23 protein-coding genes, 1 tRNA gene and 1 pseudogene (1 of these 25 running past the window's edge) are annotated in these 24,911 nt (G+C 29.7%); 9 read left to right on the top strand and 16 right to left on the bottom strand.

The window, feature by feature from the left end; translation table 11 throughout:
• Positions 1 to 133, top strand: a pseudogene (locus tag Q1X91_RS03285) (hypothetical protein); its annotated part reaches 512 nt to the left of the window's first position; the annotation flags it as partial.
• A 78-nt stretch (positions 134 to 211) separates the two neighbouring features.
• Here Q1X91_RS03285 and Q1X91_RS03280 read toward each other — a convergent pair.
• The 12 genes from Q1X91_RS03280 to Q1X91_RS03225 form a co-directional block, all read right to left on the bottom strand.
• Positions 212 to 2,314, bottom strand: coding sequence for a 6-bladed beta-propeller (locus tag Q1X91_RS03280; RefSeq protein WP_300753382.1), 2,103 nt, complete (start codon positions 2,312 to 2,314; stop codon positions 212 to 214).
• 52 nt (positions 2,315 to 2,366) lie between these two features.
• Positions 2,367 to 2,439, bottom strand: a tRNA-Thr gene (locus tag Q1X91_RS03275).
• A 73-nt stretch (positions 2,440 to 2,512) separates the two neighbouring features.
• Positions 2,513 to 3,244 carry a lytic transglycosylase domain-containing protein gene (locus tag Q1X91_RS03270; protein ID WP_020004301.1) on the bottom strand — a complete coding sequence of 244 codons (732 nt, stop codon included), beginning with the start codon at positions 3,242 to 3,244 and terminating at the stop codon, positions 2,513 to 2,515.
• An 11-nt stretch (positions 3,245 to 3,255) separates the two neighbouring features.
• A complete protein-coding gene (locus Q1X91_RS03265; protein WP_300753379.1) occupies positions 3,256 to 3,708 on the bottom strand; it encodes a flagellar FliJ family protein in 453 nt (150 codons plus the stop codon).
• A gap of 31 nt (positions 3,709 to 3,739) precedes the next feature.
• Positions 3,740 to 5,197, bottom strand: a complete 1,458-nt coding sequence (locus tag Q1X91_RS03260) for a FliI/YscN family ATPase (protein WP_300753378.1) — start codon at positions 5,195 to 5,197, stop codon at positions 3,740 to 3,742.
• Positions 5,198 to 5,254: 57 nt separating this feature from the next.
• A complete protein-coding gene (gene fliH, locus Q1X91_RS03255) occupies positions 5,255 to 6,157 on the bottom strand; it encodes a flagellar assembly protein FliH (protein ID WP_008731029.1) in 903 nt (300 codons plus the stop codon).
• 44 nt (positions 6,158 to 6,201) lie between these two features.
• Positions 6,202 to 7,233 carry a flagellar motor switch protein FliG gene (gene fliG, locus Q1X91_RS03250; protein WP_096736440.1) on the bottom strand — a complete coding sequence of 344 codons (1,032 nt, stop codon included), beginning with the start codon at positions 7,231 to 7,233 and terminating at the stop codon, positions 6,202 to 6,204.
• Positions 7,234 to 7,282: 49 nt separating this feature from the next.
• Entirely contained in the window at positions 7,283 to 8,986 is a 1,704-nt protein-coding gene (gene fliF, locus Q1X91_RS03245) for a flagellar basal-body MS-ring/collar protein FliF (RefSeq protein WP_300753369.1), read from the bottom strand.
• A 232-nt stretch (positions 8,987 to 9,218) separates the two neighbouring features.
• Positions 9,219 to 9,698 (bottom strand): CinA family protein, encoded by a 480-nt coding sequence (locus Q1X91_RS03240; RefSeq protein ID WP_300753367.1) that lies wholly within the window; start codon positions 9,696 to 9,698, stop codon positions 9,219 to 9,221.
• Positions 9,699 to 10,173: 475 nt separating this feature from the next.
• Positions 10,174 to 10,683: a hypothetical protein gene (locus Q1X91_RS03235; protein ID WP_300753365.1), complete on the bottom strand. Its 510-nt coding sequence runs from the start codon at positions 10,681 to 10,683 to the stop codon at positions 10,174 to 10,176.
• A 170-nt stretch (positions 10,684 to 10,853) separates the two neighbouring features.
• Entirely contained in the window at positions 10,854 to 11,192 is a 339-nt protein-coding gene (locus Q1X91_RS03230; RefSeq protein WP_300753363.1) for an FMN-binding protein, read from the bottom strand.
• Between the two features lie 88 nt (positions 11,193 to 11,280).
• Positions 11,281 to 11,709: a hypothetical protein gene (locus Q1X91_RS03225; protein WP_300753362.1), complete on the bottom strand. Its 429-nt coding sequence runs from the start codon at positions 11,707 to 11,709 to the stop codon at positions 11,281 to 11,283.
• A gap of 148 nt (positions 11,710 to 11,857) precedes the next feature.
• On the opposite strand from Q1X91_RS03225, the gene Q1X91_RS03220 reads away from it, so the two are divergent.
• The 8 genes from Q1X91_RS03220 to Q1X91_RS03185 all read left to right on the top strand — a co-directional run bounded on the left by Q1X91_RS03220 (position 11,858) and on the right by Q1X91_RS03185 (position 20,557).
• Complete coding sequence (locus Q1X91_RS03220; protein WP_300753361.1) at positions 11,858 to 13,462, top strand: hypothetical protein; 1,605 nt, start codon at positions 11,858 to 11,860, stop codon at positions 13,460 to 13,462.
• A gap of 223 nt (positions 13,463 to 13,685) precedes the next feature.
• A complete protein-coding gene (locus Q1X91_RS03215; protein ID WP_300753359.1) occupies positions 13,686 to 15,593 on the top strand; it encodes a ribonuclease J in 1,908 nt (635 codons plus the stop codon).
• The gene (gene sppA / locus Q1X91_RS03210; RefSeq protein ID WP_300753357.1) at positions 15,485 to 16,585 is read left to right on the top strand and encodes a signal peptide peptidase SppA; all 1,101 of its coding nucleotides are present in this window, start codon (positions 15,485 to 15,487) and stop codon (positions 16,583 to 16,585) included. Before Q1X91_RS03215 ends, sppA begins: the two co-directional genes overlap by 109 nt.
• Positions 16,585 to 17,151, top strand: coding sequence for a hypothetical protein (locus tag Q1X91_RS03205; RefSeq protein ID WP_300753355.1), 567 nt, complete (start codon positions 16,585 to 16,587; stop codon positions 17,149 to 17,151). Before sppA ends, Q1X91_RS03205 begins: the two co-directional genes overlap by 1 nt.
• A 1-nt stretch (position 17,152) precedes the next feature.
• Positions 17,153 to 18,406 carry an LptF/LptG family permease gene (locus tag Q1X91_RS03200; protein WP_300753353.1) on the top strand — a complete coding sequence of 418 codons (1,254 nt, stop codon included), beginning with the start codon at positions 17,153 to 17,155 and terminating at the stop codon, positions 18,404 to 18,406.
• A 3-nt stretch (positions 18,407 to 18,409) separates the two neighbouring features.
• On the top strand, positions 18,410 to 19,123 hold the full coding sequence (gene rlmB, locus Q1X91_RS03195) for a 23S rRNA (guanosine(2251)-2'-O)-methyltransferase RlmB (RefSeq protein WP_300753352.1): 714 nt from the start codon (positions 18,410 to 18,412) through the stop codon (positions 19,121 to 19,123).
• Between the two features lie 288 nt (positions 19,124 to 19,411).
• On the top strand, positions 19,412 to 19,774 hold the full coding sequence (locus Q1X91_RS03190; RefSeq protein ID WP_020004317.1) for a hypothetical protein: 363 nt from the start codon (positions 19,412 to 19,414) through the stop codon (positions 19,772 to 19,774).
• 15 nt (positions 19,775 to 19,789) lie between these two features.
• Positions 19,790 to 20,557, top strand: coding sequence for a hypothetical protein (locus Q1X91_RS03185; RefSeq protein ID WP_300753350.1), 768 nt, complete (start codon positions 19,790 to 19,792; stop codon positions 20,555 to 20,557).
• 4 nt (positions 20,558 to 20,561) lie between these two features.
• On the opposite strand, the gene Q1X91_RS03180 is transcribed toward Q1X91_RS03185, so the two are convergent.
• The 4 genes from Q1X91_RS03180 to Q1X91_RS03165 form a co-directional block, all read right to left on the bottom strand.
• The gene (locus Q1X91_RS03180) at positions 20,562 to 21,017 is read right to left on the bottom strand and encodes a hypothetical protein (RefSeq protein WP_300753348.1); all 456 of its coding nucleotides are present in this window, start codon (positions 21,015 to 21,017) and stop codon (positions 20,562 to 20,564) included.
• Positions 21,018 to 21,020: 3 nt separating this feature from the next.
• Positions 21,021 to 22,427: an ABC transporter permease gene (locus Q1X91_RS03175; RefSeq protein WP_300753346.1), complete on the bottom strand. Its 1,407-nt coding sequence runs from the start codon at positions 22,425 to 22,427 to the stop codon at positions 21,021 to 21,023.
• Positions 22,427 to 23,467, bottom strand: a complete 1,041-nt coding sequence (locus tag Q1X91_RS03170; RefSeq protein ID WP_300753344.1) for an ABC transporter permease — start codon at positions 23,465 to 23,467, stop codon at positions 22,427 to 22,429. The genes Q1X91_RS03175 and Q1X91_RS03170 overlap by 1 nt, the downstream gene beginning before the upstream one ends.
• 114 nt (positions 23,468 to 23,581) lie before the next feature.
• Positions 23,582 to 24,898 (bottom strand): cyclic nucleotide-binding domain-containing protein, encoded by a 1,317-nt coding sequence (locus tag Q1X91_RS03165; RefSeq protein ID WP_366945485.1) that lies wholly within the window; start codon positions 24,896 to 24,898, stop codon positions 23,582 to 23,584.
• Positions 24,899 to 24,911 lie beyond the last annotated feature (13 nt).

Below are 24,911 nucleotides of genomic sequence, written 5' to 3'. Positions count from 1 at the left end.
CTACAAAAAGTATGATTATTATTTCTTATACTATAAAGCTATGGCTGATATGTTAAAAATAATTAAAGACAATGGCAGCGATTATTTCCGTCCTGATGAAGCCGTTACGCATTATACTTTTGAAATTAATTAATATCATAAAAATAAGGCTTCTCTCTTCTATATAAAACCATAAAGAGAAAAGCCTTAATTTTTATATATTAATATTTTATTATGGTATCACATATCCCACTTCTTCTTCGCCGTACATATCTCTATACTGAACCCTTACATTCAAAGCTCTAAACTGTCCGGACTGAGATAGATTTCTAAAACTGCTGTAATATATATAGTATCTTCCAAAATTAATATTCTTCATTCTTTCAAGTTCGGCAGAATAATTGACAGATAAATCAGCATTTATAGTATATCCGTATGTATTTTCTGTCATCAAGTCTAAGAAATAATTAGACTTTTCAGCACCTATATAAACCTGATTCAAAGATATAGCATTATTTTTAGCAAAACTAGCAATATCGCTGAAGTTCATCATATTAAACACTTCATCATCAGGACTGCTTACTGTAAAGTGTATTATAGCTGTTTTCTTAAAGCTGTTTCCTGCAAGTCTTACAGCTTCATAATAAGCATCATCTAAAGCAGATATACCGCCTGCAAAATGGAAGTTATTTGCATTTTCAAGTATTCTTAAATTTCTTGCATCATAATTATCAGCCTTATAAACCTGATCATTATAATGTATAACCAAAACTTCATCATTTCCTTGTAAGTTCATAGTAAAGTTGCTGATTTCTTCTTTTATTCTGTTTTCATAAGGTTTTGCTGCGGCACTGTCTTCTATCAAATATACAAATCTATACTCATGAAGTTCTGGTGCATCATAAAAACCAACTTTATAATCAACACTTGAGTTTTCTTTAACAAAGAAATTATCAGCAGTAAGCCCTATAACAGGATTAGCCATTCTGTCTCTTACTGTAACAGAAGCAACAACCACAGGGAATTTATTTAAATACTCTCTGTCTACAAACACATCTAAATTAGCATAATACTCTTCTTTTCTAGTATAAACATCAACTCTTCCAGACATAAAATCAGTAAGATATATATCCCCATTAGGTCCTTCTGATACTGATGTAGGAGTAGCTGTATATCTTTCAGAATTATTGAATATAGTAAAAGTATCAGCATTTATATCATAATAAAAAACTTTGCTTCCGTCAGCTATATAGAGGTTTCCGTCTTTAGCAAAAGAAAGTCCTCTAGGCTCATTAAATAAGGCATGTTTAATAGTTCTTATATAATTTCCGTTAAGATCAAACTGCTGTACTCTTTTATTTCCCATATCAGCAATATATATATACTGATTATTTACTACTATACCAGCTGGAGAAAATAATTCGCCTTCATTTTCACCAAGTTTTCCAAAGCTGTATAAAAAATTTCCTTCTATATCAAATACCACTATTCTATTATTTCCAGTATCAGAAACATACAATTTACTGTCATTGTCAGCAAAAACAGATGAAGGTCCTAATAATTGACCGTCACCTATACCAGATACGCCTATATTAGTAATATAATTTCCATTAGAATCATATTTAAATATTTTATCTCTTTTAGTATTTGCTATATATATATTTCCAATATTATCAATAGTAAAGCCTCTAGGATTTTCAAGTTTTTCATAAGGATAAACTCTTGCTATAAACTGCAAAGCCTTTCTCCACCAGCTTGGCTGAGCAACTTCAAGTCTTTTACCATAAGATATTTTATTAATCATATTGCCGTTAGCATCAAATCTTTTTAAAGATGAATCGCTGTAATCAAGAACATACAAAGTACCGTCAGACATAGTTTGTATCTGTATAGGCTGATTAATATTTTTTAAGAAATTAGCATTAGTAGAAAATGCTTTCAAGTAAATAAAATTACTAAGTATATCTTTTTTCTCTTCTACGGCATTAGCAGAATCGTATTTATTAATTTTAGAAAGTATTATAGGATCTTCATATCCCATTCTTGCAATATTAAGCCATTCATTAATAGCCAAAGACATGTATCCAGCTTTATATAATGATTTGCTGTACCAATACCTTATAAACTTATCAGTAGGATTAGTATTAAGAGAGTTTCTAAAACTAGCTATAGCAGCATCATAACGTTCCTGATTATAATAATGCACCCCTCTTAACAGCTCTCTGTATGAGTCATAAGTTTCTGTGTTTACATAATACGGAGTTTTATCGAATGTGTATGAAAGCGGCATAACTGTCAAAAAAAACACTATGACCGCTAGAAGTTTTACTCTCATAAATCCTCTTTTATAGTGTGTGATATTTTTTTGGTTTATAATAATGAACAAAAGCCCGCTATCGGGATTGAACCGATGACCCTCACCTTACCATGGTGATGCTCTACCTGCTGAGCTAAGCGGGCGGTTTTGTAAAATATTATAAAATTACAGAATAAAAAAGTCAAGCAAACTAATTATTTTTTAGTTATGTTAACTTTACTTTATATATCCTATAATATTTTTAACATAATTTTGTGTTTCCTCAATGTTAGGAATTCTTTTAAGTCTGTCAACCAAATTAGGTCCTGCATTATAAGCAGACAGCGACAAATCAAGTCTTCCGTCATATCTGTTTAACATTTGAGATAAATACTTGCTTCCAGCCATAATATTAGTATACGGATCTTTAAGCATTTCTTCATCTGTAATACCCAAGCCTACGCCAGTTTGCGGCATTATCTGCATCAAACCTACAGCACCCTTATGACTAACAGCATTTGGTACATAGTTTGATTCCTGTTTTATAACAGCTTTAATCAAGTTCTCTGGCAAAGAATATTTTTCAGCTGCCTCTTTAATTATATCATCATACTTAGTAGGGAAACTTTCTACTGAAGCCTTTTTATATGCATTAATAGCCTTAGCAAAATTATTTGTATTTCCTTCATAAACTCCAAAAGATATTTTTCCTTTAAAAGCATCTGAAGAAGTATCTCCATTAATAACTTTGCCGTTATCTAATTTTTTATTAGTATCATTAATAACAGAACCGTCCAAATTATTATTAGCTTCTACACTATTAACCTTATTTTCAGCCATAGCCTCATTTAAATGTTCAGCAAATGGTTTTGAAGGAAGCGGAGTATTAATAGGAGCAAATCCAAGTTTATTAAAAGTTTCCTGAATCTCCCCTATTCTTGATTGTATTCTTTGTACAGATTCTATCATAATAATACCTCTTAATATTCATAAGCATCGCTGGATACATATTCTTTCTTCCATTCGTCCAGCTTAGCCTGTTCTTCTTTATTCATCAATTTTTTATATTCTAATAATTTCTTTTCTTTTAATAATTCAACAGCCCTTCTTTGTCTTGAAGCCTCCTGCAAAACTTCCTGCCTTCTTCTAAGCTCTACACTAATTTCAGCCATATTGTCTTCATGTATAGATATCTGAGAGTTCAAAGCAGTTATATACTCTCCCAAATAAATACTCATAGAAACCATTTCATTATCATCTTCTATACTGTCTACAATTCTTATACCTTCGCTAATTTTAAAAAGACAATTATCTTTTCCGTCACGCTCCTTATTATATTCAGCAGAAACTTCAGCTACTTCAGCCTGCCTTTGCTTTTCTATATTTTTTCTAAGTTTATATAAAGGCTCCAAATTAAAATTAAATCTCTTCATACTGCAATAAATCCAACAATTTTTAATTTATCTAAAGTATAACAACATCATTATTAGCATATTCTACATTGTCGGAAATATTTGTTCTGTCTTCTGCTCTTTTTACATCTCCGCTGTTTACTAAATCCTCTTCTATCTCTTCCTGCGAATAGAACATAGATAAAAGAGCCTCTTTACTGTCAGCAAAACTAGAAACTTCGTATACGTCCTGCTGCAAATATCTATCCATCATAGGCTTATAATCAATAGCTCTGTCAACGTCCGGCATACTGCCTTTAGCATAACCGCCAATCATTATAAGTTCTTTAGCCTCATTATAATCAGCACTCATCTTTAAAAATTCTCTTGCTGCCTTTTTATGCATATTGGAAACTACTTCATTCATAATCCTCGATATGCTTTTATTAACATCAATAGCAGGGAAATGCCCTCTATTTGCTAAATCTCTTGATAAAACTATGTGCCCGTCTAATATACCTCTAACAGCATCAGTAATAGGTTCGTCCAAATCATCACCTTCAACTAATACATTATAAAAAGCAGTAATAGTCCCTTTATTAGAAGTACCAGTACGCTCCAAAAGTTTAGCAAGCTCTGAAAATACACTTGGAGTATAACCTCTGGTTGTAGGAGGCTCACCTCTAGAAAGTCCTATTTCTCTTTGAGCCAAAGCAAAACGTGTTACAGAATCAACCATAAACATAACATTTTTGCCTTTATCTCTAAAATATTCAGCTATAGTAGTGGCAGTATAAGCAGCACGCACTCTCAAAAGCGGAGCATCATCACTTGTAGCAACTACTAATATACTTCTTTTTAATCCCTCTTCTCCAAGGTCTCTTTCTATAAAATCTCTTACCTCTCTTCTTCTTTCACCAATTAATGCTATAACATTAATATCAGCATTGGTATTTCTAGCTATCATAGACAAAAGTGTAGATTTACCTACTCCAGTACCGCTCATTATAGCCATACGCTGCCCTTGTCCTACTGTAAGAAGTCCGTCTATAGCTCTAACACCAGTTTGTATATGCTTTTTTATTCTAGGTCTGTTCATAGGGTTTACAGCATTGTGAGATACTGGAACCGGAGTTTCATAAAAATTATGCCCGCCTCCTGCAAGAGGTTTTCCTCTGGCATCAAGCACTGTACCTAATATCTCATCGCAGCACATAACTGATAAAGGTCTTTCAAAAGAATAAACCATATTACCGAAAGTTATTCCATTAACAGGTCCGAAAGTAGCTAAAAGAACATCTTGATTTCTAAAACCTATAGCTTCAGCATCAAGATAAGTGTCATCATTCATATATATACGGCACATATCCCCAAGTTTGCAAAATGGTCCCTCGCTTATTACTAAAGAACCTATAACTTCTTTAACCTTTCCGTAAGATTTTAATAAAGCAACATCATCAACTACTTTTCTGTACTTGTCAAATGTTTTTCTTACCTCTTTAATAAAATCTACATTTTCATCTTTTATCATCAGCAAGCCCTATTACAAATTAATAACAAAAATTTTTTAATTAACAATATCTTAATATTAAAAACCTTTTATAGGTTCAACTTCTTTAATAGCAGTTTCTATCTCATTAAGCTGAGTATTTATTCTAGCATCAATATCGCCGAAGTCAGTTTCTATCATACAGCCGCCCACATCAACGTTAGGGTCTTCAAGTACTGTTACGCCTTCTATCTTATCAAGCATTTGATAGAACTCATCTTTATGTCTGGCAGAAACTTCCAAATCATCAATATTAACTCTAATAGTGATTTTTGTTCTTCCTTTAATTCTTCTTAAAGCTTCCTGAATATTTCTAATAACTATACCTTTGTCTCTTTCTGTAAGCATTTTTACTACACGCTTAGCTATAAGTACAGCTACTTCAATAACCTGAGCTTCTGCTGCATCTATTATTTCATTTCTTTTATTAATAGTCTCAGCTAATATTTTTTTCATTTTTTCTGTTAATTTAATCAAATCATTATTGCTGTCGGAAAAAGATTTCTCAAATCCTTCATCATATCCTTTAGCATAACCTTCTTTGTATGCAGCATCTTTAATAGATTCGGATTCGCTTTGTATTTTTTCTTTTTCAGCATTAGCATCTTGTATTATCCTTGAAGCATCCACTTTAGCCTGTTCGGAAATAACATGTGCCTCATTTTGTTTTGATTTAAATATTTCAAAGGCCTGAGTTTTAGCATCTTCTATAATTCTATCTGCTTCATCAACAGCCTTTCTTCTCATATCTCTTAAATCTTCTTCCCACTGTGCTCTAAGCCCTGCAATTTCAGCCTCAATCTCTTCAATAGAAGGACCTTTATATTCTTCCTGTGACTCTTCATAATCAAGTTCTTCCTGTGATTTATGATGAGGTACAGCAATATTAACTTTTTGAGTAAGCTCTACAATACTTTTAGATTTAAAAACCTTTTCTGGCATAATTAAAACTCCATAATATTAATAATCAAGCATATATTTTTACATCATACAACCATTTCATCTTCACCAGCACGGGCAACAACAATATCGCCTTGTTCTTCAAGTTTACGTATGATATTAACAATTTTCTGCTGTGCTTCTTCAACGTCTTTAAGACGAACAGGTCCCATAAAGTCCATATCCTCTTTAAGCAATGCAGCAGCACGTTTGGACATGTTTCTGTAAACTTTATCCTGAGCATCTGTATCAACACTTTTAAGTGCTTTAGCCAAATCGCTTGAATCAACTTCACGAAGTACTTTCTGTATAGCTCTGTCATCAAGTAAAACGATATCTTCAAATACAAACATACGTTTCTTGATCTCTTCTGCAAGTTCAGGATCATCTTCTTCCAAGCTCTCAATAATACTTTTCTCAGTAGATCTGTCAACACTGTTAATGATTTCTACTATAGAATCTATACCGCCGGCAGAAGTAAAGTCTTCACTAGCAAGAGTAGAAAGTTTTCTTTCAAGTACCCTTTCAACCTCTCTTAAAACCTCAGGAGAAGTTCTGTCCATTATGGCAATACGCTTAGCTACATCAGGCTGTATTTCTGTAGGCAAAGCACCTAATATACTAGCAGCTTTTTGGGCTTCCAAATATGCCAAAATAAGTGCTATAGTCTGAGGGTGCTCACCTTGTATGAAGTTAAGCAAGTGTGCAGGGTCTGTACGGCGTATAAAATCAAAAGGTCTAACTTGTAATGAGGAAGTAAGTCTGTTTATGATATCGCTTGCCTTTTGACTTCCTACAGATCTTTCAAGCAAGTCTCTTGCATAATCTATACCGCCTTGAGTTATAAAGTCCTGAGCTATCATCATCTCTTGGAATTCTCTAAATACTGCATCCTTATCAGCAGCTTCTATATTTTCAAGTCTCGCGATATCAAATGTTATTTGTTCTATCTCTTCTTCCCTTAAATGTTTGAATATTTCGCTTGAAGTTTCCATTCCTAGAGATACTAAGAATATAGCAACCTTTTGACGACCGCTCAAAACACGTTGTTTTTTATCTTTTTCTTTTTCTGCAGCCATAATTTTTTCTCCTAATTTTATTTATAACTCAATTTTTTTAATTTACAAATTAACTTTTATCATCTGCCATCCAAGTACGCAACAACTGAGCAACGTCATCTGGTCTTTCATGGCTTACACGTATAACTTCGTCCATAAGTTTTTTACGTGCAGCATCTTCCAAACTCATTTCGCTTATAGGCTCTTCATTAGCATTCATCATAGCCTGTCTGCGCATTTCCATTTGTTTGCGTTCAAGCTCTTCTTCTCTAAGTCTGCGTCTTCTAGCAAGTTCTTTCTGTATAGCTCTTATTACTAATGCTAATACAAACAATATTAGTAAAGAAATCATTGTTATTATTAATGTTTTCTTTATAAATCTATCACGCATAAGTTTAGCATCTTCAGCATTGAATCTGTCCCAATGGTCAAACTGAATATGTGTTACACTTACTTGGTCTCCTCTTTTCAAATCATAACCTATAGCCGCTTGTACTAATGATGTAACATTTCTTATCTCTTCTGTTGTTACTGGGTGATATTCTCTTACATAACTGTTGCCGTTAGTAATTACTGGATCTCCATTAACATCATAAACTTTTGTCCATCTGCCGTCTAAAGCAACTGCTGCAGATATTTTACCTATTTGATAACTTCCTTTCTTAATAGCTTCATATCTTTTGCTTAATTCATAATTGTCCTGTGCATCTGTTTTTGTATATGTCTGCCATCTGTCGCTTTTATCTTTATATCCCGGAGGTACATTTTCTTCAGCACCTGCAGCACCCTGAGGTATAAACTGCTGACCTTTCCAGTCTTCTGTTACTGTACGGCTTGAAACCTGAACCTTATTAGTAAACTGACTGTCATCATAAGGTGTTGTAGGATCATCTTCTTTTAATATTATTGGAAGAACCAAATTGTTTGTTATACTAACATCGTCCCATATAAGTTCTAATGCGATTGTTGTTTCTACTCTGTTAGTATATATTCTTCCTAATGTTTGTCTTATTTTATTTTCTATATTTTTTCTTTCTCTGTCAACTATTTTTAACTCTTCCTGAGCTACTTTTAATTTTAAATTTGCAGCTTCATCTGTAAAATCTGTTAATACATAGCCTGTACTATCTGTAATTGTAACAAACTCTGGTTTTAATTTATCAACGCCCATTGCTATTAACTGCTGCAAGCCTCTTACTGTTTTAGGGTCTCTTAAAACGTCCTCTTTAAAAGGCTGTGCTTTGATAACTACTGAAGCTGTAACTGGAGAATCTATATCAGTTAAATATTCTTTCTTAGGAAACGCCAAATCAACTGTAGCTTCCTGTACAAAATCTAATTTTGTTAAGAGCTGAGTGATGGCTTTAGTTAAAGATCTTCTTTTGTTTATATCAAGCTCAACATCTGTTATACCAATACGAGGGGCATCAAATAATTCCCAGCCGTCTACTCCTGTAGGCATTCTTCCCTCTTTTACCAATTCTAACTCTGCTCTTGCTTTATCATTCTGATTATTAAGTGTGATAAAGCCGTTTCTGTACTGGTATCTTATGTTATTTGCATCTAAAACCGCTATAACATTTCTAGCATCTTCCTGAGTCAATGCCTGCTGAAACAATAATGTTCCTGTCTTTCTTGATGTAAGCATTATTGTTGCAATGATAGCCCCAAGACCTACTACTAAAACACCTATTAACACTGCTTTTTGAAGTGTTGTTGTTTTAGCAAAAATATTTTTTATCTGACTTGTCAATTTATTTATAAAGTCCTGCATTAGAAACCACCTAATAAAAGTTATCTTTAGAAATTATCGGTTATAGTTATGTTTACTTTATAAAAAAATTATGTTTATATAAATGAGTTTACATAATTATTTTATCGTTTTATGAATATTAGTTTACATAATTATTTTTGTCAACAAGTAAACATAATATTTTTTGAATTTATAATGGACTTTTTAGATTTTTTTATTAAATTTAATTCGCATACATTAATGTTAATATAGACTAACATTTTTTTATGAAATTTTCAACTAAATTCAAAGAAAATAATACGCTCTGCTCTCTCACTTCATCTCTGTTTCCAGAAAATATATTTTTATAAGCCTTAATATAACCTTCAGCTGACAAACATATCCATACCAAACCTACTGGTTTATCTTCACTTCCGCCAGAAGGTCCTGCTATACCGCTTATTGCTATTGATATATCGCTTTCCATTATTTTACGGCTATTTTCTGCCATTTCAAGTACGCATTCCTCACTCACAGCCCCATATTTCTCCAATGTTTCCTCTTTTACATTTATCATTTTATGTTTTATTTCATTAGAATAAGTTACAAAAGAGCCTTCAAAACATTCTGATGAACCCGATACCGATGTTATACTAGCAGCAAATAATCCTCCCGTACATGATTCTGCTGATGTTATTTTTAAGCCTCTTTTTATAAGAAGTTCAACTACTTCTTTAGATTTTTCATAATTCATATAAATACTCCCCGATTTATAATATATAAAAACACAATAATCATAAAAAAATAAAATATTAACTATTTTTTTATTTGTCATTAATAGACTTGTTTCAAAACTAAATTTCTTAATATTTATAGTTTTTAAATTTAATATTTTTTTAATTATAGTTGGGGCTTTGCCCCAAACCCCACTTCTTTTGGTGACCCAAAGAAGCAAAAGGACTGCATGTTTATATACTAAAATAATAGTTTATACAACATGTAAAACATTATTTTAATTATTTATAAATTATCAAAATTTTACATATAATCTTGTCAACTAGTTTTGAAACAAGTCTATTATTAAAACTGCTAAATTTAACATACACTGGAACAATTTTATTTTGTCAACGGATGCACTTTATATAGAATTATAAACTTTTTTGTGCCCAAAAAAGCTGCAAAAAATACTAGGTTTTATATTAGTTAGCTATTATATTAATAATAAAAACCTATTGTATAAATACTAGTTCTTCATCATAAGAAAACTCAAAATACTTACCATATACAGTAAAAGTTATAATAATATTGGCATTGCATTTAAAACTTTTAGACTTTATAGCATCTATAACAGTTTCAAATAAGTCAGAATACTGTGCTTTGAATTTCATATTAAATGATATAGAAGAATTAGCAGGTATTTTTAAATTTTCTGAAGTATCTAATGAATTAGCAGAAGCAAATACTTTATCAGAATTGTTTATAAGTTTAACTTCGGCTTTTTCTATAGGAAGTTCGAAAGGCAGATTATTTTTTACCTCGATTAATGTATTTAATGTGATATATGATAAAGTAATTTCATCTATAGAGGCACTTTTAAAAGTTATATCAGGCTTATATTTTTCAATGTATTCTCTGCTTATCTCTTTTGCTCTTGATTTTATTTTACCGTATGACAATATAAAAACAATCACTAATAAAACAGCTAAAAAAATTAATAATATAATTATTTTATTTTTCATAACATTAAAGTCCGATTTTTAAATTTATTAATACTTTATAAAAAATATACAAAATAAAATAACTTAAATATAAAAACAGTGTAAAAAATTCAATAATAAATAAAATAAAAAATAATAAAAAAGCGTACCTAAATATTAGATACGCTCATTAAGATTCTTAAATATAAAAATTATTTAGCAGGAGTTAATTTTGTTAATGCATCTTCTACTAATGCAGCCCAAGTAGCTCCGCTAACGCCATCAACATAAATGTCATTAGCCTGAATCATTTTGTCATAAGCTGCTTTTCCTCTAGCAGGTCCGCTGCTATGTGCACATTTTGTTAGTACAACTTTTGTTAATTTACCGCCTGCAACAGTAACTTTAGCTTGATAATCGCCTTGTCTTGTTTTGTAAGTAGCTTTGTAGTTTCCTAAATATGTTCCATCTGGTACTTTAGACAAATCAACTTTACCTTGAGCAAATAGGAACATGCTAGTTGCAAAAACAATAGAAGTAGCTAGAACCATAATTTTTTTAAGCTCATACGATTTTCCCCTTTTTAATATAGTTACTAATAAAAACTAATTATTATTAAAAACGTAAAAAAAATGTAAATTAATTAAGCATTTTTTTGATATTTCCAGCCCTTAACAATGAAAGAAGATTGTCATATTCCACAGTTGTTTTAAGCTGATAGTACCTATCATCTATAAAACTTGAATATTCCACTTTTATATACTTTTCTACAATATTTTTTAATTCTGTATTTTCAGATTCTCTGTTTGGAAGCTCTTTAGCAAAGGCATTCTCAATTTTTACTTTTGATAAAGCTAAAGCAGCATTAAAAGCACTTGTTTTTATCTCTTCTTCTGTTGAAGCATAACCGTTAGGGTATCCTATAGATGTAGCTATAAACTTACTTTCATTTACCCAGCCTTCATTAAAATTTACAATATTTGAAGTTTGAGTATTATTTTTTTCTACAGTCTTACATGATAATGCTAAAAAAGAAAAAACAATTAGTATTAAATAATTATATTTCATACAGCCTCCAAATAAAAATATACTTCCACAATACTCGTCAAATTTTAATTTTTTTTAAGTTAATAATTTTACATAATTATTAATTTTAGACTGTAAATGTTCCGATTATATAAAAAAATATACAAACATATTAATATTGGGAATTATTATGAAAAGATTATATATTGTATCCATACTATTTCTTTTGTTATATACAAGAGCTTTCACTCAAATATACACCTTACAAAATAATGAAAGACTTAACAATTCATATATTTCATCAGAAAGTAATTATGCCCTAATTATAGAAAAAAACTCGGCAAATGAAGGTAAAACCTTTGATATAATATACAAAAACAGCAGACTCACTGGATATAAAGATGCTGGAATTATTAAAATACTTCCAAACGGAACATTAACTGCTACAATGCTTAAAACTTCGCTTGGAAAAGATATGTGGGTATTAATATACGGCAATACTGAACAGGAATTTGATTCTATAGAAAGAACTATTTTTTCTGGAAACAACTCAATAATATTCGCAAGATTAATGAATTACGGAATAGCTGTTATAAACGGAGAGGCAAAAGTACAATATTCAGAATTATTTGACAGTGTAATAAATGATAATTCCTATGCTTTCTCATATTCAAGAGACGGACTATATTATATAAATATTAACGGCGAAGAAAAACAAATATCATCTAAAGCAGACAGATTAAAATTTTCAAATGACGGAACTAATATAGTATATGTTATTGAAAATGAAGGAAATGCTGTAATATTTACTGGAACTTCCGATAGCGAAAACTTTAGATTAGTTGATGATCTTGCTTCATTTAATAATAACAGTATAGCATATGCTGTAAAAATGATGCCTCAGATTGATACTAATAGTCAAACTAATACTAATTCATTAACAAATAATATTGAAATTACAAATGATATTGTAACTAATACTTCAACTATTACAAATTATAATCTTTCAAATATAAGCGTATATACAAATGAAGAAGGAATAACTGTTAAAGGTCAGTCAAACACTATAGCATTAATGACTGTAACAAATGTTATTACTAATATAAGATACAATGAAATTCCGTCTTTGCCTCCTGCAGCAGACACTTCAAATACAATAATTACAAATGAATTTATTATGACAAGTGTTATTGCTAATGGAAGAAATTACGGAGAATTTAATTTGGTAACTAATATGTCATTCTCACCTAACGGAAAAACTTTAGTATTTATAAATGTTAATACAAACAATACTATGCAGTTATATGTAGGCGGAAATATGACTACTAATTACGATATCATACATGATTATAAATACTCTGATGACAGTTCTCTTTTAGCTTACGGAGCTCAAACTAACGGAGTATCTTTTATAATTCTAAACGGCAGAAGACTTCCTAATAACTATGATGCTATAAATGATATATACTTTTCTACAAATAATAATCTAGTTTATAATGCAAGTAAAAATGAAAGAGAGTATATTATAGGAAATGATTTTGAAAGCCCTTCATACAATAATATAACTTCATTTAAGTTTTTAGGTGATTCATTTGCTTTTACTGGAGAAAGATTAGGTAAATATTATTATTTTATACTAAATAAAAATGCTTCATTAAGAAGAGAATTCGGCGGATATGATTATGTATCGCCTTTAGATGATACTAATGAAAATGCTATGTCAATAGTTTCTGACGGAAAAAACATATACATAATAAAAAACGGCATGATTATGAATGATAATCAGCAAAACTAAATCTCTATTATTTTTTTATAAGTATGCATAGCAGGTTAAAAAACTTGCTATGCATTATTTTTTATTAGACAAATCATATTATAATTACTGTATAAAAATATTATTACACTAAAAAAGTACATTATTTTATAGCTTGACTTAATATTTTTTTATAGTTAAAATAAAGAAAAATAGTAATGGGTCTGATATATTGAAAATTTAAATAATAAAGTAGTTAATGTAAATGAATAGTAATGATAAAATAAGAATCATACCTCTTGGCGGCGTGCAGGAAATTGGTATGAATATGACAGTCATAGAATACGGAAATGAAGTTTTAGTAATTGATTGCGGCTTTATGTTTCCTAGATATCATATGCTTGGAATAGATTATGTTATACCAGATACATCATATTTGGAAAATAAAAATGTTATAGGGCTTATACTTACACATGGGCATGAGGATCATATAGGAGCAATACCTCATTTTTTAAGAAACTTCCCAGATATTCCTATATACGGTTCAAGACTGACTATAGCCTTTTTAATGGCTAAACTTAATGATTATAAAAATGAATATAAAGATACAAAATTATATGAAGTAGAGCCTAGAAATAAAATACAGCTGGGTATGAATTTTGATATAGAGTTTATAAGAGTTAATCACAGTATACCAGACGGAGTGGGAATTGCTATAACTACGCCTCTTGGAATAATAATACATACAGGTGATTTCAAAATAGATTTAAATCCTACAACTGATAAATTTATAGATTTGTATAAGTTTGCTGAATACGGAGAAAACGGAGTGCTTTTAATGCTTGCCGACTCCACTAACTGCCAAAAAGAAGGTTTTTCTATGAGCGAAAGCGTTGTTCAAAATAATATGACGCCTCTTTTTGCTTATGAAGACGGTATGATTATTGTTGCAGTATTTGCAAGCAGTATAGAGAGAATACAGGATTTAGTAACTGCTGCAAAAGTGAACAATAAATACGTGGCATTTTCTGGAAGAAGTTTGATTAAATTTACTAAAATAGCTCAGGATATGGGATATTTAAATCTTTATGATATAGTAATACCGATAGATAAAATAAACAGATATCCAAGAGAGAAAATAGTATGTATAACTACTGGAACGCAGGGAGAACCTTATTCATCTCTTTCTTTAATAGCAGCAGAGGCTCATAAGCATATAAAGGTAGAAGACGGAGATATGGTAATATTTTCATCAAGCGTTATACCGGGAAACGAAATGGCTGTTACTAGAATGATAAATAACCTATTTGATCTAGGTGCAAAAATGGTAGGCGAAGATAAAAAACTGCTTCATGTATCTGGGCATGCTTCAAGCGAAGATTTAAAATTAATGTACAGATTGGTAAAGCCAAAATATTTTATACCTATTCATGGAGAGAAGAGACATTTAATAACTCATATAAAATTAGTTGAAAATTTAAATGGATTAGATACTAAAGGATTTTTACTCTACAATGGAGATGTACTTGAAATAGATGAAACTTTAGAAGCAAAATTGGCTGAACCTATAGAAATTAGAAATATATATGTTGACGGTAAAGGCGTAGGCGATTTAGAAGAGAGTATATTTCATGACAGAGAACAATTATCACTTAATGGTGTCGTTGTTGCCAATGTAATAGCCAAAAAAAATAAAACAGGACAATATGATATAAAAGTAGATTTGGAAAGCAAAGGCTTTACTTATAACGGAGGAGAAAAAGAAGGTTTAATACATAAAACAGAACAGCTCAGAGAAGAAGGAATTAACTCAGCAATGGCAGCCGTAAAAAAACTGCTCGATAGAAATAAAAGAACTCCTTCAACAATAAAATACGAAGTAAGAGAAGCATTGCGTAAAAAATTCATGCAGATAATAGGTCGTGAGCCTGTAATATTTGTATGTTTATATATGGATCATGTTTATATAGAAAATACAGAAACATCAGAAAATGATATTAATATTGATAATATAGATAATTTCAATAATGAAAAAATAATAACAGAAAATGAAGAGGAGATAAAATGTCATACGAAGAAGAAAAAGAGAATAAAGAAAATAACAGCCAAGAAGAAAACAGCCCAAATAAAAAGAACAAAATCCAAAAAGAAAAAGGCGGTAAAAGAGAGTTAATATTTACAGCTTTGGTTTTGGCATCAATTATAATTGGAATATACAGTTTATTTTTTAACAATGAAAGTAAAACTCCTTCTATACAAATAACAAAAAAAATTAATACAATATCAGCAAATACGCAAGATGGTATTGCTATTATAGATTTGACTGGAGTTATAACACATGCAAAGAGAAAAACCAGTATAGGTTTGGAATATCCTTCTGTAACCGAAGAACTTATGGACGATTTTGAATACTATCTAAAAAATCCCCAAGTAAAAGCAATAGTTCTTCAGGTAGACAGTCCCGGAGGAGCTTTAACTTCATGTGAAGAAGCTTTAAAATATTTACATGATTTAAAAGCAAAATATCCCAAACCAATAGTAGCCTCATTTAGAAGTATGGCAGCAAGCGGCGGATACTATATGTCTATGATAGCCGATAAAATATATGCTAATGAATCCACTCTTACTGGAAGTATAGGAGTCATATCACAATTTCTTAATGTTTCTGACTTAATGGATAAATACGGTGTAAAAATGTATACAATAAAAAGCGGAAGAAATAAGGATTCGCTCTCCCCTTTCAGAGAACCTAGAGAAGATGAGCTTGCATACTGGCAGGATATGACTTATGAATTTGTTGCTCAGTTTACAAATGTAGTAGAACAGGCAAGAGGCGATAAAATAAAAGGAAACAGAGAGGAACTATTTGACGGAAGAGTGTTCAGCGGTAAAAAAGCATTGGACGTAGGACTTATAGATGCTATAGGTACATTGCAGGACGCTATAAAAGATGCTGCAAAATTGGGCGGCATAAAAGATGAAGAGCCTTACATTATTAAAAAGCCTAAGCCGAAAGATAATTTACTTAATATGCTATTTTCTGGAATATCTGAAAATATAAAGCCTAAATCTTCACTTCCTATACCATATGAAGAGATTATTAACACAAAATATATAGGAGTGCCTATGTATATTTATATTCCAAACTATATCGGAGAAAACTGATGAGAATATCAAAAGCAATATATTTATACATGATGCATCCCAAATATGCTATGAGGCATAATATTAATTTTGAATCTTCGTTTTTGATATATTTACTTTCTATATTAAGTATTGCTGTATCAGCACTATATACATCAAATTCAAGATGTAATATAGTAAAATTATTTCTGCTTGCTTTTGCAATAGCTGTTTATATTGCAGTATCAAATATAGTAAAAATAGCCATCATTAATCTTACAGTATCAGTATTTTTTAAAAATAATGACAAAAAGAATATAACTACTTTTATTAATAACTGTTTTGGTATATATGGAATATTTATTTTTATACTTCCTATAACTTTGATATTTGGAAATTTTAGTTCTATATATTGGATACAGGCAGGAACACTGTTAATACTGCAGTTATATTATATAGTACTTATGTATAATAATATTAAGTATTCATTTAATATAAAAAGTTCATTCAGAGCTGTTTTAGTTTTGTTTGCCCCTTTAATATATGATTATTTAGCATATATGGCTTTAGCAATATTAATATTTGGAAGTTTTATAAACATTATATAACATGAAAAAAATTACTAAATATGTTATTCTTGAAACTATAGGTCCGTTTCTAGCGGGTATATTATTTTTTACATTTGTATTTGTAATACAGCTTTTACCAGAATTAATAAGGCTTATTATGAATAACGGAGCTCCGCTTCTAATGTCATTAGAAACTTTTGTTTATATGCTTCCATTTAACATAGCTATAACTATACCTATGTCAATACTTATGGCAAGTATAATAGGATACGGAAGACTTTCTTCAGATAATGAAATAATAGTTATGAGGGCTTTGGGATTTCCTCATATGAGAATATATATGCCTATAATAATATTAGGTTTTTTTACTTTTCTGTTTTCATTATTTTTTAATAATGTTATTATGTCCGAATCCAATTACAGATACAGAGCATTAATTTCATATATGGTAAATATAAGACCTTCTATTGCTGTAGGAAAATTAGAGTTTACAGAAATTTCGGATATGGGATTCTCAATAGGAGCAAAATATGCTGATGACAGAAGTATATCAAATGTTGTAATATATGATAAATCTGAAACAAAAAGAGTTATTACAGCAAAATATGGCTTATGGAAAAATAATGAAGCTAATTCTCAGGTTGTAACATTAACACTCTATGACGGAGTGGTGCAGGAAATGCCTAATTACGGATTTGTAACCAATGACTATACAGTTTTTGATTCTATGGATATTAATATAATTAGAAATGTAAGCACTCTTACTTCTCATGAAAGAGGATTAAGAGAAATGCCTTCTTGGGAAATATTAAAAAAAATTAATGAAGCTAAAATTAATGCAAATAAATCTGTAGATGAACAAATAGCAGGTATGATAAATAATTCATACAGTAATGTACAAAATACTGGAATAGATATAACATCTTTTTCTAATGAGTATATTAAAACTAATTCTGCCGAGTTGGTATCAATACGTGAGAAAGCTATTGATGAATCAGTGCCTTATTTTTATTATGTTGAATTTTACAAGTTCATATCTATACCTGCAGCTTGTTTATTTATGGTATTAATAGGTGCTCCTTTAGGAATTGTAGGTAAAAGAAGCGGTAAAGGTTTTGGTTTTGGAATATCTGTAATAGTTGTAGTTATATATTATCTTCTTATAACAGCAGCTGAATTATTAGCAGGAGGTAAAAAGGTACCGCCTTTTTTAGCTATGTGGTTTCCAAATATAGTACTGGCACTTATGGGCGGATTTTTTATGATAAGATCTTTCTTTAGCAGAGGAAAATAAAGTATGTTTATAACAAGTAAAAATGCGATAACAGAAGCTATATCAAAAAATCTAGTAGAAGTTTTATATATAAAATTTCCAATATCAAAAAGAGAAAAAGATATTATAAAATTAGCTGAAAAAAAGAAAGTATTAATAAAAAATGTTGATAAAAATGAGATGGAAAAAATAGTAGGAAAAGTATATTCCATAGCAGCTGATATAAAAGAAAATGCTGAAATAGGTATTGAAAACTTTTTACAAAAAGCACTTGAAAAAAAGGATAATCCTTTAATATTTATACTAGATTCTATAACTGATGTTCATAATTTGGGTGCTATTATCAGAAATGCATACTTCTTTGATGTATCTGGAATAATAATACCAAAAGATAACTCAGCTCCTATCAATGAAAAAGTTTATGAAATATCTGCAGGTGCTGCTTATCATCTTCCAATCTCTATAGAAACCAATCTTAACAGAACTATAGAACTTATGAAAGATAAAGGTTTTTGGATATATTATGCAAGCGAAAAAGGAGATACATCTTTAGAAGATTTCAAGTTTAATACTCCTACTGCAATTATACTCGGCAATGAACATAGCGGAGTGAGAGATATATTAAAGAAAAACTCTGACGGAAGTATTATAATAAATGCCTTTAATGATTTTGATTCATTAAATGTATCTGCCGCATCTGCTGTCATGGGGTATGCATACTCTATATATAAAAAGTAATAATAGACTTATTTCAAAGATTATCGATAAAAATTATTTAAAATTATAAATATAATGTTTGTAATTGTCATATAACTTATTCTCTTATAAATAAAATATACAAAAAGAACTAAAAAAGCACTATGTGTGTTAGTTACAAAAATTATAAATAAAATTAGTCTTGAAACAAATATAATATTTTATTTTTATACATTATTTTTATTTTTTTGCTTGCAATAATAATAAAAAATATATATATTAATTAATATAGGATATAAAATTTAAGGCATATTATATGGAGATTAAAAAATGCCTATAGCACCTTTGGATTTACAGCAATTATATATGCAGCAGTCGCATATAGGACGTATGGAGCATACGAGAATGGCCGCCAAAACCATTGCTATGCAATCCGAAGATAGAGATATACATAGAGATTCTTATATAAAAGATTCTACTGTTGTGAAATCTGAAAATATTTCTGATGAAACAAAAGTTAAAGAAAAAAAAGATGATGAACAAAAACAAAAAGATCAAGGTTATATGTCCTATAGAAAAAAAAATAAGAAAAGAATTATTGATAATAATGAAAATGATAATAATATTATAGAAATAGAAGAGGTTTCTGCCACAGAGAAAACTAAGGGATCAAAAATAGATCTTTTAGGCTAGTACAGTTTTCAAGTTATGCAAATTTTAATCAGTGTAATAATCAATGTAACAATATTAGCGGTTGTCCTGCCGCTCTTTTATATATATATAGTTTCTAAAGCTAGAGAAAGACTAGAAAAAGAAACTATGTCTAAGGCTAGAGAAGAAATAGAGGCTTTGGTAAAAGAGTTTAATAATATAGCATTGTCAAGAATTTCAATATTGGAAGATGCTATAACAAGAGCAAATAAACTCACAGATGAATTAACTTCTAATAATAAAGAAATACGTACTGAAGAGAATAATATAAAAGAAGTTAAAGAAAATAAAGAAGAAGTTAATAATAATATAACTATTAATACAGAAATCCAAAAGAAAAAATTGGATATAAGAGTAGAAGATGAAAATGTACAATTAAATATAAAGCCTGAAGAGAAAGAAAGTAAAAAAGAAGTTAAAGAAAATAAAGAAGTAAAAAAAGAAGAAGTTAAAAAAACTGTCAAAAAAAATAATATAGATACTGCCGCAAAAGCTATAGATGATGAAGCTAGAAAAGAGGCTATAGAGAGATTGAGAAGCAAATTAGACAGAACTATAAAGTCTAATATGTCTATATATGATAAACATAATGATACTGATAAAAAAATATCAAAAGAAGAGGATAATACAGCAGTATCATCAGATGATAAAAATGCCAATATTATCAAACTATATAAAGAAGGCATGAGCAAAGAAGATATTGCTAAAAAATTAAACTGCTCTATTACAGAAATTGATATAGTAATAGATTTGGAATTGGAATAATAAGTTAATTTAAAGCCTTATTTTTTATAAGTATCAAAGCTAAATTATAAAGCTCGTTCTCATCTCCCCCTGATAAAGAGTAATATATTCCTTTAACATTCCAATGAGCAATGTATTCTTTATCATAAGTCTCCATTATTACTTCTATTCCTGTTTCATTATCAGTATAAGTTTTATATTCTTTTAGATTATCATACAATGCTAAGAGCTCGTCTAAATTTTTTGAAGCTCTGTAATAGAAGTTAATATTATTATAATCAAAATTTGACTCTGCAATAGTTTTATTAACAATAGAATACCTAACATTAAAAGCATTCTCCGGTGCTGGTGTACAATAACCTAATACAGAAAAAGATTTAGTAGAATCCACTGGCACAATATCCAAAGTATCATTGGATTTATTTGAACATGATATTAAAATAAATATAAGTGTATTAAATATTATTATTTTTTTAAACATTTATTATCTGCTCCTTAATTTAGGGTGAAGTATTTTATCCAAAGCAAAACCCAAAAATGCAAATGACATACCTAAAATAGCAATTAATATGCCCGGAGGTATTATCCACCACCAAAGCCCTGATAATACAGCAGAACCTTTCATAGCATCATGCAGAATCTGTCCCCAAGTAACTATGGAAGCGTCTCCAAGTCCAAGCAATGATAAAGAAGATTCATAAACTATAGCAGAAGGCACAGCTAAAGCCATAGAAGCAAATGAAAAAGGAAGAAGTAATGGAGCTAAATGATTAAATATTATTCTAAAATGCCCAGCCCCTATTGTACGTGCCGCCTCAATATAGGTTTCTTCTTTAAGCTGCATAGCCATAGAACGAACCGTCATAACAGAACCAGTCCAAGAGAAAAATATCATCATCATTATCATAGTACATATACTTGGCTTAAATATCGCACTCATAACTATCATCACTGGAAGAACTGGAATACCTATAAATATCTGATAAATAAACTGCATAATATTATCAACTATTCCTCCAAAATACGCAGACACTATCCCGTACATTACACCAATTATAACCGATATAAAACTAGTAGCTATTCCTATAAATAATGCCCATTTAAGACCTGATACAAGCCCAGAAAATATATCACGCTTCATATTATCAGTACCCATTATACCAGACATAGAACCTACTAATACCATATAAGGATTTTCAAAACTCGTATTATTATTGTCCGAAAACTTTAACAAAACTTCAAATTTGTAAATACCTTTTAATGCTTTAAAATCTTTAGCCATATCATCTTTTTTAGTATTAAAAAGTATTTTCATAGGATTGGTAGTAAGAATATCAATCTGTCTTGCAAGCATTCTAGGTACAGAATCTCTGTAAAACCTAAATATTCTATTTTTTGAATCATTAAAGGCTGATATTCTCAAATCACCGTTTATATTATGTAAACTATCTGATAATGTAATCATAGCCCCATCTGGTCTTGTAACAGTCCATACCGATGCAGCTGAACCATTTACATTTGCATGAAATATTAAATCAACTGGAGATTTGTCAAATTTATAATCATATTCAAATACTGCTTTGTAAGTTAATTGATTGTCTATATAATTAGTCTCAACACTTATAGGATTTATATCTGCAGTAATAGCTGATTTCTCTCTCTGAAAAAAATTAAGCCACTGCGGAGCTGCTGAAGCTGGATTATCCTGCCAATATGTTATATCTCTCCAGCGTTTAGGAGCTTCTTTATAGGTTAAAAGCAAAGGCTCAAATAATGATACTAATATTGCCAAAACTAATATACATAAACCTACAACTCCTGTTTTATCTTTTTTGAACTCTTCAAAAAATTCTATTAGCGGAGCAAGTTTTTTCATTATATTATTTTTCATTATAACCTGCCTCCTACTTTTATTCTAGGATCTAAAAATCCGTAAGATATATCAAGAACTACAAGTCCGAATTGATAAAGTGCTGTAGTGATAGCTAAATTCCCCATTAACACAGGTATATCATTTTGCTGAACTGATATCCAATAAAGATTTCCAAGACCAGGCCAAGAAAATATACCCTCAAATATAATAGATCCTGCAATAGAACCAAGAAGCCCTAATAATGTTATAGTAACTATAGGAGGAGCTGAACTTCTCAAAGTATGTCCAAGTAAAACTGATTTTTCTGATATCCCTCTGGCACGTGCAGCCATTATATAATCTTCCTGCAAAGTAGATAATACTATGTTTCTTACTACAAATGAAAGTCCCCAAAAACCTATTAATGTTAATGTAATCAAAGGCAGAGACATATGCCATAACATATCTAAATAATACATTATACCAGTAGGTACAGGTATTGAATGTACCCCTCCAGAAGGAAATAAATTGAACTTATAAACGAATACCATTATAAGTATCATAGAAAGCCACCAAGTAGGCATGCCGTATACTATCATAGTAATAATGCTTGTAGTCCTATCGAATAATCCTCCTGCTTTTCTTGCCTTTATAAGTCCTATTATAAGCCCTATTATCATTTGTATAACTGAAGCTGTTGTAAAAAGTATTATAGAACGAGGAAGTGCTTCCCCTATTATTTTTATAACTTCTCTATTTCCGTTTGAATCCATCATAATAGCCGATTTTCCAAACTGAAAAGTTATTGTATTAACAGCACGTATAAATATTCTCTCTCCTATACTCCTATTAAGCCAGTATATATCGTAGTAATATGCCCTTCTCTCTTTGATAAAATTCTCTATATCTTCAGTACGCATATTACTAAGCCCTCTAACTTCTGCATTTATATTTTCTTCTATCTGAGATTTTAGAGTTTTTTCGCTTACAGTATTGAATATAGCAGATGACATAAACATAAGTATTATAAACATGATTATGCCTTTTAATATACGTTTTATAACAAAATAAGTAAACATAATATAATCCTTTAAAAAACATTATACTAAAAAGAAGAAAAATTGTAAAGTATTATTATGTTAATTTAATTATGTTGCCCTTTATAAAATATAAAAATAACTTGAGAAAAGCTGTTATATATAATTGGAATATTCATTAAGATAGCTCTCGGCATCAGTAATTATAATATTATTAAATAAATCAGCTTCAATATGATTTATGTTGCTAAGAAGTAAATATATTTCTGTATGAGATATTGATAAGTTCAGCATATTTTTTATATCTTCATAAGAATATAATAATTTTATTTTTTTATTGTCATTAAATAATGTTTCTATCTTTAATATAGAATATATCAAAACAATAATCTTTTCTTTTATATTTTTTTTATTTAAAGCCTTTATTTTTAATATTGTAGTTATAATCTTCATAGAATTCATTTTTATATAATCTAATCTTAAACTAATATCTGTATATAACTTTTTTATAAAATCATCATACGGCAATATTTCTATTACAGCCTCCTCAAGCACTACTGCTGTCATCAATAGTGGTTTATATTCCTGTTTAGGATTTACAAAGCTTAAAATATGATTACTTTTATATATAACTCCTACTGTATGCTTTGAATTAATTATATTATATATTCCAATTTTTCCAGATTTTATATGGTAAATATTATTAATGATATCAAGTTCAGTGTATAAACAATATCCCTTTTGAAATTTATATACATTTTTATCAATTTTTATGGGTTCAGAAGCTGGTTTTAAATGTTTTAAGAAATCTGCTACATCATCGCAATTTTCACAATCTTGAAATGTATTTATATGAGATATGCAAAGCTTATATCCTGCATCTTCAAAACCATTGTTTTTATATATTTTAGCCATTAGTAATGTATCTTCTTTATTATACAAATCTATTTTGTTATTGATTAAAATATTATAATATTTACTAAGCCACACCTCAAGAGTAAACAATAAATAACTGGATATTCTTTTAATAATATTTTTATTATGAATATCTTTTATACTTTCTATTTCTATCTCAAAAAGCTCACAGTCTTCTATAGCTTCTATTGAAGAAAAATATGGTTCGTTTGTTATAGATGATATTAAACCTATAATATCGCCATTTTTACTAAAAAAATTAGAGTCTTTAATAAAATTATTATAAGATAATGTTTTACCTTTTATGATTATATAAAAATAGTTTTCTGGTTTTTCACTGCTTTTGAATATTATAGATGATTTAGGATATTTTATGAGTTTGTGTCTTGTGTCTTGTGTCTTGTGTCTTGTGTCTTGTGTCTTGTGTCTTGTGTCTTGTGTCTTGTGTCTTGTGTCCTTGTGTCTTGTGTCTTGTGTCTTGTGTCTTGTGTCTTGTGTCTTGTGTCTTGTGTCTTGTGTCTTGTGTCTTGTGTCTTGTGTCTTGTGTCTTGTGTCCATACTAAAAAACAAT

The organism is uncultured Brachyspira sp., assembly GCF_949287625.1.
In the GTDB taxonomy this organism is placed as follows: domain Bacteria; phylum Spirochaetota; class Brachyspiria; order Brachyspirales; family Brachyspiraceae; genus Brachyspira.
Note: the sequence above shows the minus strand (reverse complement) of the source record. Positions and strands in the feature narration are given on the sequence as shown.

What these genes read in the sequence shown, in the direction of transcription:
- Q1X91_RS03240 (WP_300753367.1), bottom strand. Translation starts at nt 9,698, where the DNA reads ATGAATTATGAAAAATCTAAAGAAGTAGTTGAACTTCTTATAAAAAGA.
- fliG (WP_096736440.1), bottom strand. Translation starts at nt 7,233, where the DNA reads ATGGCTGCAGAAAAAGAAAAAGATAAAAAACAACGTGTTTTGAGCGGT.
- Q1X91_RS03220 (WP_300753361.1), top strand. Translation starts at nt 11,858, where the DNA reads ATGAAAAGATTATATATTGTATCCATACTATTTCTTTTGTTATATACA.
- Q1X91_RS03265 (WP_300753379.1), bottom strand. Translation starts at nt 3,708, where the DNA reads ATGAAGAGATTTAATTTTAATTTGGAGCCTTTATATAAACTTAGAAAA.
- Q1X91_RS03280 (WP_300753382.1), bottom strand. Translation starts at nt 2,314, where the DNA reads ATGAGAGTAAAACTTCTAGCGGTCATAGTGTTTTTTTTGACAGTTATG.
- Q1X91_RS03170 (WP_300753344.1), bottom strand. Translation starts at nt 23,467, where the DNA reads ATGTTTACTTATTTTGTTATAAAACGTATATTAAAAGGCATAATCATG.
- Q1X91_RS03270 (WP_020004301.1), bottom strand. Translation starts at nt 3,244, where the DNA reads ATGATAGAATCTGTACAAAGAATACAATCAAGAATAGGGGAGATTCAG.
- Q1X91_RS03205 (WP_300753355.1), top strand. Translation starts at nt 16,585, where the DNA reads ATGAGAATATCAAAAGCAATATATTTATACATGATGCATCCCAAATAT.
- rlmB (WP_300753352.1), top strand. Translation starts at nt 18,410, where the DNA reads ATGTTTATAACAAGTAAAAATGCGATAACAGAAGCTATATCAAAAAAT.
- Q1X91_RS03200 (WP_300753353.1), top strand. Translation starts at nt 17,153, where the DNA reads ATGAAAAAAATTACTAAATATGTTATTCTTGAAACTATAGGTCCGTTT.
- Q1X91_RS03185 (WP_300753350.1), top strand. Translation starts at nt 19,790, where the DNA reads ATGCAAATTTTAATCAGTGTAATAATCAATGTAACAATATTAGCGGTT.
- fliH (WP_008731029.1), bottom strand. Translation starts at nt 6,157, where the DNA reads ATGCCAGAAAAGGTTTTTAAATCTAAAAGTATTGTAGAGCTTACTCAA.
- Q1X91_RS03235 (WP_300753365.1), bottom strand. Translation starts at nt 10,683, where the DNA reads ATGAAAAATAAAATAATTATATTATTAATTTTTTTAGCTGTTTTATTA.
- fliF (WP_300753369.1), bottom strand. Translation starts at nt 8,986, where the DNA reads ATGCAGGACTTTATAAATAAATTGACAAGTCAGATAAAAAATATTTTT.
- Q1X91_RS03230 (WP_300753363.1), bottom strand. Translation starts at nt 11,192, where the DNA reads ATGGTTCTAGCTACTTCTATTGTTTTTGCAACTAGCATGTTCCTATTT.
- Q1X91_RS03260 (WP_300753378.1), bottom strand. Translation starts at nt 5,197, where the DNA reads ATGATAAAAGATGAAAATGTAGATTTTATTAAAGAGGTAAGAAAAACA.
- sppA (WP_300753357.1), top strand. Translation starts at nt 15,485, where the DNA reads ATGTCATACGAAGAAGAAAAAGAGAATAAAGAAAATAACAGCCAAGAA.
- Q1X91_RS03225 (WP_300753362.1), bottom strand. Translation starts at nt 11,709, where the DNA reads ATGAAATATAATTATTTAATACTAATTGTTTTTTCTTTTTTAGCATTA.
- Q1X91_RS03165 (WP_366945485.1), bottom strand. Translation starts at nt 24,898, where the DNA reads ATGGACACAAGACACAAGACACAAGACACAAGACACAAGACACAAGAC.
- Q1X91_RS03190 (WP_020004317.1), top strand. Translation starts at nt 19,412, where the DNA reads ATGCCTATAGCACCTTTGGATTTACAGCAATTATATATGCAGCAGTCG.
- Q1X91_RS03175 (WP_300753346.1), bottom strand. Translation starts at nt 22,427, where the DNA reads ATGAAAAATAATATAATGAAAAAACTTGCTCCGCTAATAGAATTTTTT.
- Q1X91_RS03180 (WP_300753348.1), bottom strand. Translation starts at nt 21,017, where the DNA reads ATGTTTAAAAAAATAATAATATTTAATACACTTATATTTATTTTAATA.
- Q1X91_RS03215 (WP_300753359.1), top strand. Translation starts at nt 13,686, where the DNA reads ATGAATAGTAATGATAAAATAAGAATCATACCTCTTGGCGGCGTGCAG.